The sequence below is a fragment of the Clostridium beijerinckii genome, assembly GCF_018223745.1.
Lineage (GTDB): Bacteria > Bacillota > Clostridia > Clostridiales > Clostridiaceae > Clostridium > Clostridium beijerinckii.
In genome coordinates this window covers 1,078,870-1,091,468 of the sequence record NZ_CP073653.1, presented here as the reverse complement: position 1 = coordinate 1,091,468, position 12,599 = coordinate 1,078,870, and the positions used below count along the sequence as shown (strand labels likewise).

Here is a 12,599-nt window from a genome sequence, read left to right as displayed (position 1 = left end):
ACATGAATAAATTGAATTTTAAAGGCAGTGTTATGCTTAATCCCACGCCTGTAGTACTTGTCACATCAAAAAACAAAGATGATAAAGTTAATGTTTTTACGGTTGGCTGGGTAAGTACTGTTTGCACTAAAGAACCTATAATAGCTATGGGAATACGACCTGAGAGATTATCTTATGATTACATAAAAGAAAGTGGTGAATGCGTTATTAATTTGCCGACTAGAGAAATGGTTAAGATCGTTGATTATTGTGGAGTTCGCTCTGGAAAGAAAGAAGATAAAATTAAACATTTTGGTTTGCAACTTAATAAAGGTGAAAGTATATCCACACCTTCATTGCAAAAATCGCCGATAGCTTTAGAATGTAAGTTAAAATCAATTACGCCTCTAGGTACACATGATCTATTCCTGTTTGAAGTAACAAACGTAAAGGTCGACGAAGACTTAATTGATTCAAATGGTAAGATATGCTTTAACAAAGCCAACTTGATTTGTTATAGCCATGGTGAATATTATGGCCTAAACGCTAAACCATTGGGCACATTTGGATATTCAGTAAAAAAGAAAAAAAAAGTACATAAAAAATAATAATCCTCAATTTATTTTTATATTTATATGTTGCAATTCACAATTCATAATTTCAGCTAAAATTTTTGCGATATTTTTATAATTATGATGAATAATTATTTTGCAATATATATATTTAAATTTAAAGCAGTTACAATGTCTTTCGCTATGTAACTGCTTTCTTGTTTATATAATATATTTTCAATGTAGAATAAATTTAATATTAAAAGACAATCTAATAGTAAATCTTACAATTTGAAATTGTCATATGGAGGATTGAAATGAAAATATTAAAAAAGATACTATCGTTCATAATTATATTAGCTATTATACCTACTTATAATCTTAAAACTGCTTTATATGCAAATGCACAAGTTCTTCCAGAGAAGCCAGTAAAGGTAGCCACACTGTTATTTGCTTTAGATGATCCTTATATATCTTTAGTAAGAAATAGCCTTGAGGAAATTCAAAATAAAAGCAAAGATTCTATTAGCTTTACTTTTTTGGATGGCAGAAGAAATCAAGGTATACAAAATGCTTTATTAGATTCAGCGCTCCAAAGTGATTACGATCTTTTATTAATAAATTTAGTAAGCTTAGATAGAAATACTGTAGAATCAGTTATTAGAAAAGCAAAACAAAGAAATATTCCTGTGATTCTATTTAATACAGTACCTTTTGATACTGAACCCATCAAATCTTATAATAGAGCTCTTGTTGTATCAACAAATGCTGATCAATCTGGGATTTTGCAAGGAAATCTAATTGTTAAAGAATGGAATTCCGATAAAAAAACTATGGATAGAAATGGTGATAACGTATTACAATATTTTATGTTAAAAGGTCCAAATAATAGTACTGTAACAAATGCAAGAAGCACATACTCTATATCAACTATTAATGATGCTGGAATTAAAACACAAGAAATTTTATCTAAATTCTGTTATTGGGATGAAATATGCGCCAAAGATTCTACTGAATTACTATTTTTGAGATATGGAGATAAAATCGAGGCAATAATTTCAAATAATGATGCCATGGCTATAGGTGCAATTGAAGCATTACAGAAATACGGATACAATAAAGAAGATAAATCAAAATATATACCTGTTTTCGGAATTGATGGAATACCAGCAGCTAAAGACCTAATTAATAAAGGTGTTATGACAGGCACTGTTTTTCAGGATCCTAATCAAACAGCTGAAGCCCTTTATTCCATAGGAATGAACTTAGTTAGTAATAAAAATCCTCTTGAAAATACAAATTATAAATTTGATGAAACAGGAGTTACAATTCAAATGCCCTATCAAGAATATACTCCTCAAAAATAACACTATACACATTCTATTAATTAATAAGGCTGTTTTAAAGTAATTAAGATATATATATACCCAATTAATTTAAAGCAGCCTTATTATATGTAAATTTACAAATTAAAATAACCCAGCTCATCCCTATGTCCGCCAAGTAAATAATTAATGTAATTTTATGAACTTACTTATAATATAAAATGTTTTTCTAATTCTTCAATCATTTTAGATTTAAAAGCAGTAAATTTATTATTATATTTACAAATTACTTTTTCATGCTTCTTGTCATATACCACAAAAGAAATATAAACTGTATCATTATCATAACAAAGCAAATATCCTAGTTCTGAATTTTCTTCTAAATCTATTTTTTTATACTCATTGGATACTATTTCATATAAATTGGTTTCTTTTTTTTCTAAAATAACATATTGTGATCTCTTCTCATCATTTTCATTCATATTACAATATCTTTCATCACTTAAGTTTATAAAAATATTATCATCATTATATTTCCCAAATGGAAGATACAAATACCTCTTCTCTTTAATGAAAGAAATAACAGAATCTTTTATTTCGTCTTTTCTCCCCTTGTATTTTCTTCCATCCTTGTTGATTGAAAACATTAAATCCGTATACTTTCCATCCCATTTAAAATATTTCCTTTGCCATTCCTCAAGAAACAATAACATATTCAAGAAATCTAATTCACTGTACTTCTTTTTTATTAAATAGTCCTTCTTAAGTAAATTCTCTAACTGCTCCCCTACATTTTTATCTATTTCTTCTAAAATAGTAGCTTGTCCTCGCTTACTCAAAAAATCTCCAAATTCATCTCCAAAACTACTTGTTAAAATTATCTTAAGAATCATTTTGTTATACTTCAAGGATTTTTCTTTAATATTCTTAGCGTATGTATTTTCACTACAACTATCTAAATATTCTTTAATCAAAGTTGAATCTTTTTGAATATACCCTTCTTTTCTCAGCCTCATCTGGCTTAGATCCTTTTTTACATACTCATCCATAAGATGATTCTGCTTGTCCACATCTTTGGCTTTTATCGATGTAATTATAGGTATAGTCTTTGATACTTTTTCTTCTAAAGCTTCTTCCACATTAGTTAAGTAGCTTTTAGGAAATTTCAAAGCACATTTACTATCTAACTTTTCTTTAAATTTGTTAACTATATTTATTTCTTCCATAATATTTACTTCTTTTTTAGATACAACTTTTTCCTCTACTTCAGATATAATAAGCAATTTACTTCTTTCAAAAGCATACCCTAGTCCATAAGTTATAAGAACTTCATCATCGTGAGCCATATTTAATCTTCTCCTACACCAGCATTAATTTTTTAATATCATAAACTATCATTTTTTAAATTATTCATAATTACTCTATCTTAAATAATTATAATTTGCTTTTCTTCCTATAATCAACAAGTAAATATTACTAAACCTCTTTTATAGTCCCATTATTTATAATATACATGTATAAATATATTTTTTGTAAATTCTAATACTTATATTTACCTTATAATCTACCTATTCCACTTCATATATTGCCACTTATAAGAAAATAACGGATTATTTCTAAATAATTTCTTTAGAATAACCCGTTATTTTTACTGCTAACTTTTAATAGTCTTTTTAAGCTTTTACTTTATTATATGATATATGTATAATGCTAAATTATATACTAACGGAGCAATCATCACTGTCATTATTCCTGCAATGCCAATTGATAGACTACTCATTGCCCCTTCTACTTCCCCAAGCTCTAAAGCCTTACTAGTACCAACTGCATGAGATGCCGTTCCTATAGATACACCAACTGCAACCTTATCTTTTATCTTAAAAATTTTACATATAGTCGGTCCAAATACAGCCCCAACTATACCTGTGATTATAATTGCAAGGACTGTTATTGGAACAACTCCTCCTAATTGACTGCTTATTGATATTCCTATAGGAGTTGTTACTGATTTTGGAACTAATGATTTTATTACACTTGAATTAAGTCCAACTAAATAAGATATTCCTATTATAGAAATTATCCCTATAGCGCTACCAACAAATATACCTGTTAAAATGGCCTTAGCATTCTTTTTCAAAAGATCCAGCTGTTTATATAAAGGTACTGCAAGTACAACAGTTGATGGTCCAAGAAACATATTTATAAATTGACCACCTTTATTATATGTATCAAAATCAATATGAAATGCAAACAAAAAACATATTATAATTCCTATTGCAATTAATAGTGGATTTAAAATTGGTATTCTTGTATTTCTGTTAATGAATATACCAACTTCAAAAGCCGCAAGTGAAAGTACTAGTCCAAATAAAACATTGTTCGTTAATATTTGCATATATTCTCCTCTTTTCTTATCACTTTATCTGTACGTAAACTAACTATTTTTCCTTGGCTTTCTTGAAACAGCCTGCACGACAATACCAGTCACTCCAATTACTATTGTAGTCGTCAATATACATACTAATAATAATTGCCACCATGTCGCTTTTATTATTCCAAGCGACGTCATTAAACCAACTCCTGCTGGAATAAAGAAAAACGCCAGATGGTCTAGTAAAAAATTTGTTATATTTGAAATGCTCTCCACTTTAATTACCTTTGTGTATAATAATATAAATAATATTATCATTCCTAATATATTTCCTGGTATCGGTAGATGAAGCATTGATGATATAAATTCTCCTAATAGATAAATTCCAAATATAATTAGTGCTTCTCTAAATAACTTCAATTTTATCACACTCCAATTATTTAAGCATATTTGTTAAAAAACCAACTTCTCTCTATTCTTAATATGACCTTTACAATTTAATTTACCATCATTACATGGATAAGTAAAATTCCTTTACACTTTAAGTAAAGGTTACCTTTTTGTTAAATATCCTTATATTTTCAGTATTATATATTAATTGCACTTTAAATATAAGTTTCTAAAAATATGTTTAATTTTATTCATTATAAAAATTAAAACGACTTATTTATTTTATAAATAAGTCGTTTTAAGAGAGTATTTGTAAAGTTTAATAGTATACTTTTAACTTCTATCCTTTACTAGTTTATTTTCTACTATTGCAACCACCTCATACATGATAAATGCAATTGCTGATAATATCACAATGCTCATCATTACCATATCTAGCTGAGCCACTTGTCCTCCATATACTATCAAAAATCCAAGACCATTCTTCGCTACTAAAAATTCTCCCATTATTACCCCAACCCAAGATAAACCAACATTTATCTTTAGAGCTGATATGAGGATAGGAACAGAGTATGGAAATATTAAATATCTTAATATCTGTATTTTTGTCGCTCTAAAAGTATTCATAAGCATAATTTTCTCTTTATCTATTTCATTAAATCCAGTTAATACACTTATAATTGTTGTTATTACTGATATTAAAAGAGCAATGACTATTATTGCTGGAATACCATTTCCAATCCAAAATATTATTATTGGGGCCAAAGCAACTTTAGGAAGTGCATTTAAAACTACTAAATATGGATCTAGTATTTTTGATACAAAAGGACTCCACCATAAGATTACTGCAATTAGTGAGCCTAGGATTGTTCCTAAAGAAAATCCTAAGATAGTTTCATAGCATGTGACTGCGATATGCTTAATTAAACCTCCACCTTCATATAAAGATACAAATGATTCAATTACTCTAGTTGGACTAGATGTAAGAAACGGATCTATCCACTTAAGATTTGCAGCTATTTGCCATAAGGCTATAAAAATAACCAATATAAGAATTCTAGTAATTAAAATTTTTCTTTTTGTTTTCTTTACCTTATTCAAATATATTTCGTGTTCCTTAGATATATTATTTGCTTCACTAACATTTACACTTTTCTTAGCCATTTCCATCATTCAACTCCTTCCATAACATGTTAAAATATTCACTAAACTCTGGAGCTCTTCTCTTTTGGAAAGGAGTTAATTCTTCATCACTAAAATGTATAGGAATTTCTGCCTTCACACTAGATGGTCTCTTAGATAATACTATTACTTTTTCAGACAAAGAAATCGCTTCTGCTATATCATGTGTCACCATTATTGCTGTCTTTTTTTCTGTTTTTATTATCTTATAAACATCATCACATACCAAAAGTCTCGATTGATAATCTAGTGCTGAAAATGGTTCATCTAAAAAGAGTATCTCTGGATTTAATGCTAAAGTCCTTATAAGTGCAACTCTTTGCCTCATACCACCTGAAAGTTCACTAGGATGATGGTTCTTAAATCTCGTTAACCCATAAGCATCTAATAATCCACTTACTCTTTCTTTTGATTCACTATTTAGCTGCTTTTTTATCTTTAATCCTAAGATTACATTTTCCCAAACCGTATTCCACTCAAATAAATGATCCTTTTGAAACATATATCCTATCTTATCCAAATTCTTTTTTACATCTTCACCTTTGTATAATACGCTCCCATTAGATGGTTCTAACAGTCCACTCATTATATTTAATAATGTAGATTTTCCACATCCTGACGGTCCTAAAATAGAAATAAATTTACCATCATCTACTTGAAAATTAACATTATTTAAAGCCTGTGTTTCACCTTTAATAGAATGATAATTCATTGATATATTTGATATTTCTAACAAGCTCAAATAAAATCACCACCTTTTCATCTTTATGTGACCTTTATTTAGCTGCTTTTTCAGCAAAAGAATTATCTACGATCTTGCTAAATTCAGGTCTTTGCGGCATTAAGCTTGAATCATAATCAGTAATTATATCCATAAGTCTATTTAAATTTTCTTCTTTAATTTCTGGTGTATGAGCTATAGCATCAATCTTTTTATAGTTATCTATAACTGTCATAATTGTATCTTTATCTGTACCTGGGAAATAATCAATTATGCTATCCGCAACTTCCTCTGTACTATGACTAAAAAACCACTGCTGACCTTTATAGATAGCATTTGTAAAACCTTGTATTACTTGTGGATTTTTATCCATATAGGATTTTGTTGCAAAATAACAAGTATAAGGAATTAATCCTGATTCTTCACCAACAGATGCAAGAATATATCCAGTTCCCTCTTTCTGAATTGCAGAAGCTGTAGGTTCAAAGAGAGCCACATAATCACCTGTACCGCCCTTAAATGCACCTGCAGTTGCAGCAAAATCTATATTATTTACCATATTGACATCTGTTTTTGGATTAATATTATTGTGTTTCATAGCATATTCAAAAGCCATTTCTGGAACACCACCCGGTCTTCCTCCTATAATATTTTTCCCTTTAATATTTTGCCACTTAAAATTGTCTTCCTTAGTTCGTCCAACCACGAAAGAGCCATCTTTTTGGGTAAGCTGTCCAAAAAGTACTGGGTAGTCTTCTCTTCCTTGATTATTAATGTAAATAGTTTGTTCTGGTCCACAAAAACCAATATCTGCTGATTTACTTAAAACTGCTTGCATAGTTTTATCTGCGCCTTGACCTGTTTGTAAATCAATTTCGATTCCATTCTCTGCAAAATAGCCTTCTTTCATTGCAACATACATAGGAGCGTAAAAAACTGAACGTGTAACTTCATTTAAGCGTACAGTTACTTTACCTTCCTTAGTTTTATTATTGCTACTACAGCCAAACATAGATATGGCAGTTATACTCGAAATCAATAAAGCAGTTAATACTTTTAACTTTTTTTTCATTAAATAAAGCATCTCCTAATACTGTTTTATGATGTATCATATGATATTTAATCAAAGATTGTTCTAATATATATGCTCTATTTGCTGGATACAATAAGTCTTAATTTATATAAACTATTTGGGCTTAAAACTTTATTTTGTAAACAATTCACATTTAACAATTTTAGCTTAAAGCAACGCACAAAGTATAAACTTCTAAATTTAATTGTCGATTTTTAAATAATATGATAATATAATCATATCGTTTTTATAAAAAAGGTATTTTATCCACTTATCATTTCTAAGAACAATATCAACAACATTAAATGTATAGAAAGGGGAATTTAATATGAAACTATGGTCCATTATAGCAATAGGAGTATATTTACTTATTTTGCTTACAATAGGATACTACTCTTACAAAAAAACATCTAATCTTTCAGATTATATGATAGGAGGAAGAGGACTCGGACCTCTTGTTACAGCATTATCAGCAGGCGCAAGTGATATGAGCGGTTGGATGCTTATGGGACTTCCTGGAGCAGTTTACCTAACTGGTATATCTAATATTTGGATAGGAATTGGTTTAACCGTAGGTGCCTACTTTAACTACCTTCTACTGGCTCCAAGATTTAGAGTCTACACAGAGATTGCAAATGACTCTATGACAATTCCAGACTATTTAGAAAATCGTTTTAAAGATAAGTCTAACATACTTAGGCTTGTATCTGGTATCGTAATACTTGTTTTCTTTATTCTTTATGTTTCATCAGGACTTGTTGCTGGAGGAAAATTATTTGTTGATACATATAAGCTAACTTATACAATGGGTGTAGTTGTCACTCTATCTGTTGTTGTTCTTTATACGTATTATGGTGGATTCTTAGCAGTTAGCCTTACTGACTTCTTCCAAGGGACTTTAATGTTTATATGTTTAATCACTGTTCCAGTTGTAGCGTATATGAATATAGGGGTAGATCCTGGAACATTTGTAAATAAGGTAAAAGCAATTGATCCTAAATTATTTGATATATTTAGAGGGACTAGCATAGCTAGTATTATTAGCCTTCTAGCTTGGGGCTTAGGCTATTTTGGACAGCCTCACATTATTGTTCGTTTCATGGCAATAAAATCTGCAAAAGAATTAAAATCAGCAAGAAGAATTGGTATTGGATGGATGGCAATAGGTCTTTTAGGTGCTGTTGTAAGTGGTATTATAGGTCTTGTATATTTTACTGAACATAACACTCCATTAAGTGATCCTGAAACAGTTTTTCTTAGACTTGGTGATATATTATTTCATCCATTTATTACAGGAATTATATTATCTGCAGTACTAGCTGCTATTATGAGTACTATCTCATCTCAGCTTTTAGTTTGTTCAAGTTCTATTACAAAAGATTTTTATCTAGCTTTCTTTAATAAAGAAGCTTCCGAAAAACAACAAATGGTAATAGGTAAATTAGCTGTATTAGTCATAGCAGCATTTGCGACAGTACTTGCATACCTTCCAAATAAGACTATTTTAGATATTGTTGGCCAAGCATGGGCTGGTTTTGGTTCGTCTTTTGGTCCAGTTCTTTTATTAAGTCTGTACTGGAAAAGAATGACTAAATGGGGTGCCTTATCTGGAATGATTGTTGGTGGTATAACAGTTCTTTTATGGATTGTTTTAGGTTTATCTAGTTTTCTATATGAGATGATTCCAGGATTTTCATTATCACTTCTATCTGTAATTATCGTTAGTCTTTTAACTAAAAAGCCAGATAGTGATGTCAGTAACCAGTTTAATAAAATGGAAAATATATTAACAGATATGAAATAATATATTTGTTTTCTAAAGGTATAGTATTCAATTAATCTTGTACCTTTAACTTATAAAAAATAACAGTAAGACTAATAATTCTATGGTCTTACTGTTATTTTTTATCCTTATTTGCTTATTTTAAATTTTGATACTAACTCATTTAATCTATGAGCCAATTTAGCTAATTGATTAGCTGAATCTCCTATTTCGTCCATAGTAACAGCCTGTTCTTCAGCTGATGCTGATACCTCTTCTGTTGCTGATGCCGTGTGTTCTGATATAATTGATGTTTCTTGCATTTCTACTACTGTATCTTTTGCTGTTTTAATCATAGATTCTGTAGAATTATATACATCTCGAACTACATCAAAAATGTTTCTTATAGCTTTTTCTATATTATCAAAATGAGTTTCAGCCTTTAACGCTGTTTCCATACCAACAGTAATTTCCTTAGAACCTTCATCCATACTACTACTAATGGTCTCAATTTGATTTTGTATTCCACTTATTAAAGCCGAAATCTGACTGGCAGCAGTAGCAGATTGTTCCGCAAGGGTTCTTACTTCATCTGCAACTACGGCAAATCCCTTTCCTTGCTCTCCAGCTCTAGCAGCTTCTATTGCTGCATTTAAAGCAAGTAAATTGGTCTGACTTGCAATGTTAGTTATAACTTCAACAATCTTACCAATTTCATTTGATCTCTCGAGTAACATTTTACTTTCTTCTAAATTGGTTTTATTGTTTTCAACAATTAATTTCATACTTTCAACAGCTTTATCCACCGCTTCAAAAGCAACCGCACTTATGTTATGTGATTCTTCAGCTGTTTCAAGCATATCATTACATTTATTAACAACAACTCTACTTACTTCTTCCATTTCAATTGTTTTCTCGCTGGCTAAAGTCACTTGTCTTGACTGCTCAGTTGTATTTTCTGCTATCACTTGTATTGCTTTAGCAACTTCTCCAGTAACCTTAATGCTATCATCACATGAATTTGCAAGATTAGTTGAAACTTCATTTACCTTTGATGATTCATTATTTATATCTGTAATTATGCCTCTTAATGCTTCTATCGTATGATTAAACGCTGTAGCAAGATTTCCAAATTCATCTTTGGATTTTACTTCTATTGAACCACTTAAGTCTCCAGTAGATATAACTTCCGCGAACTCATTAAGGCGTACTAAAGGTTTGATCAACTTAGTTGCTGCTGTAAATATAGCTGCTGATAAAATTACAATAATAGCTATAACTATCCCAATCATAATCAGTATCAAATGATTAGATGAAGCAAAAAGTTCATCCTCATAAACAACATTTATAACTGTCCAACCAGAAATCGGTGCCTTTGCATAGAATGCAATTTTTTTCTCAGATCCACTTCCAAATTTAAAAACTCCTGGTTTATCACCTTGAATGGCTTCATTAAGTTTAGTAAGATCTGAATCATTAACTGTATTTATTTTCTCTTTCATGGCCCAATCTTTATTTGGGTGAACTATAAAAGTTCCATCACTTCCTAATAATACTCCGTAACCTTTTTGACCATATTTTAGATTTTTAACTTGATTTTCTACTGCTTCAATAGCCAAACTTGAGGCAGCTCCTGCTGTAACTTTTCCTTGTGCATCTTTATTCCACGCAACCATCATTACAACATTCTTATCATAAGCTTCAGAATATGTAGGCTTAAATATTGCATCATAAGGAACGCCATTTGTCTTTGAATATCTTTCTGAAGCTTCTGTTGCAGCACCTTTAGCCCAATTAGCAGTTGCAAATTTTCCATTGCTTACATTATAAAATCTCGCTTGTAGCTTATTCAAACTATCAGCGTTACTCCATTCACTAGGCTCTAGGCTATTTAGTATATGGACTGCTGCATATTCGTCTGGATATGTATTTTTAATAAAATTAAATCTTGATAAATTTAAATCATCTATTATGTTTAATGATCCATCTGTGCTATTTAAATTTAAACCAGGATTTTTTTCCAAAACTTGTTTAAGCACTGGGCTTTGAGCTGTTTCTTGAACTTCTGCCATTCTACTCGTCAGCCATGTATTAATATGACCAGTTGCTTCTGTTGTTCTTAATGACATGGAATTCACTAATTCGCTTTCTATAATGCTCCTAAAATTAATATATGCAAATCCTGTCAGCGATATCAATCCAACTATTACTAGCGGCAATATTATTACCATTAACTTTGATTTAAATGATATTCTCATGATTAATCATTTCCTCCTTAAGGTGTACAAATTTTTTAATCTTGAAATTCACCGTTATGCAACCATATATGCTTTAATTCTTCCTGATTTCTATCTAATGTTTTTCTCTCTCTCATAGCCTTTGCTGGTATACCCGCTACCAACTCATTTTTTTCAACATTTTTACCGACTAAAGAAGAAGCTGCTACTATTCCTTGTTTTTCAATTGTTACTCCAGGCAATATAGTTGAATTAGAATATATTTTAGCGTAATCTTTAATTACTACTTTTGCATATGTCCTTAATTCATGTTCATGCTCCTCATGAGAATGAGTAAAAATTGTAACGCCTTCGCCAATTCCTACTGAGTTACCTATTGTTATTCCACCTTTTGAATCTAGGAAAGCACCTTTGTTCATAAATACGTTATCTCCTATTTCTATATTGTCAGGAACATTGAAACGTACATTTTCTTCAGCTATAAAATTCTTTCCGCATGACTTAAATAATTTTTTTGCTAATATCTGTCTATAAGGAATAGCAAAATTGGCAATTAAGCACATAGGTGATTTATCTAGTACATCCCATAAAAAATGAAGATATCTTTTTTCTTCTGAAAATTCTAATTCATTATTTTTAGGTAAATAGTCCCCATATAATTTCATTTCATCTAATATTTCGTATGGAAAATAACATTTTAGAGAATTTAAAATTTCTATTACGCCCTCTTTATTTATCCCTTGTTTTACTATGACTTCTACTTCATTTAATAATTCGTCTATTTTACTCATATCATTTCAGATTATTAAAATCGCAAAAAATAATCTTTTCGCCTCCTTCATAGTCAAACTTTCAACGCGATTTTATAAGCAACATTAAGTCAAACTGTTTGTCCAACTTATTTTAGTTTTGCTACTAATTACTATGATTATATTTTATTAGCCTTCTCCACTCCCTTCTGATCTTTTAATATTATTTATAATTCAAACTTCGAATCTCTAGCAGCAAA

At 30.0% G+C, this 12,599-nt stretch carries 11 protein-coding genes; 3 read left to right on the top strand and 8 right to left on the bottom strand.

From position 1 onward, the window contains the following. Positions 1-2: 2 nt before the first annotated feature. Positions 3-587, top strand: a complete 585-nt coding sequence (locus tag KEC93_RS05080; RefSeq protein WP_017209861.1) for a flavin reductase family protein — start codon at positions 3-5, stop codon at positions 585-587. 260 nt (positions 588-847) lie between these two features. Next, a complete protein-coding gene (locus KEC93_RS05075; protein ID WP_077868369.1) occupies positions 848-1,897 on the top strand; it encodes a galactose ABC transporter substrate-binding protein in 1,050 nt (349 codons plus the stop codon). A 167-nt stretch (positions 1,898-2,064) separates the two neighbouring features. Here KEC93_RS05075 and KEC93_RS05070 read toward each other — a convergent pair whose 3' ends face one another. The 6 genes from KEC93_RS05070 to KEC93_RS05045 form a co-directional block, all read right to left on the bottom strand. Beyond that, positions 2,065-3,201: a hypothetical protein gene (locus KEC93_RS05070; protein WP_039773908.1), complete on the bottom strand. Its 1,137-nt coding sequence runs from the start codon at positions 3,199-3,201 to the stop codon at positions 2,065-2,067. 335 nt (positions 3,202-3,536) lie between these two features. Continuing rightward, positions 3,537-4,250, bottom strand: a complete 714-nt coding sequence (locus KEC93_RS05065; RefSeq protein ID WP_023975285.1) for an LrgB family protein — start codon at positions 4,248-4,250, stop codon at positions 3,537-3,539. 39 nt (positions 4,251-4,289) lie between these two features. Further along, entirely contained in the window at positions 4,290-4,646 is a 357-nt protein-coding gene (locus KEC93_RS05060; protein ID WP_077868370.1) for a CidA/LrgA family protein, read from the bottom strand. A 303-nt stretch (positions 4,647-4,949) separates the two neighbouring features. Continuing rightward, positions 4,950-5,786, bottom strand: coding sequence for an ABC transporter permease (locus KEC93_RS05055; protein ID WP_172462753.1), 837 nt, complete (start codon positions 5,784-5,786; stop codon positions 4,950-4,952). Next, complete coding sequence (locus tag KEC93_RS05050; protein ID WP_017209855.1) at positions 5,773-6,540, bottom strand: ABC transporter ATP-binding protein; 768 nt, start codon at positions 6,538-6,540, stop codon at positions 5,773-5,775. Before KEC93_RS05050 ends, KEC93_RS05055 begins: the two co-directional genes overlap by 14 nt. A 34-nt stretch (positions 6,541-6,574) precedes the next feature. Next, positions 6,575-7,591, bottom strand: a complete 1,017-nt coding sequence (locus tag KEC93_RS05045; protein ID WP_077868371.1) for an ABC transporter substrate-binding protein — start codon at positions 7,589-7,591, stop codon at positions 6,575-6,577. Positions 7,592-7,919: 328 nt separating this feature from the next. Between KEC93_RS05045 and putP the strand changes: the two genes are divergently transcribed. After that, the gene (putP, locus tag KEC93_RS05040; protein WP_023973980.1) at positions 7,920-9,395 is read left to right on the top strand and encodes a sodium/proline symporter PutP; all 1,476 of its coding nucleotides are present in this window, start codon (positions 7,920-7,922) and stop codon (positions 9,393-9,395) included. Positions 9,396-9,502: 107 nt separating this feature from the next. Here putP and KEC93_RS05035 read toward each other — a convergent pair whose 3' ends face one another. Continuing rightward, positions 9,503-11,611, bottom strand: coding sequence for a methyl-accepting chemotaxis protein (locus KEC93_RS05035; protein WP_023973981.1), 2,109 nt, complete (start codon positions 11,609-11,611; stop codon positions 9,503-9,505). Positions 11,612-11,646: 35 nt separating this feature from the next. Further along, the gene (locus KEC93_RS05030; protein WP_023973982.1) at positions 11,647-12,381 is read right to left on the bottom strand and encodes an acyltransferase; all 735 of its coding nucleotides are present in this window, start codon (positions 12,379-12,381) and stop codon (positions 11,647-11,649) included. Between the last annotated feature and the right edge of the window lie 218 nt (positions 12,382-12,599).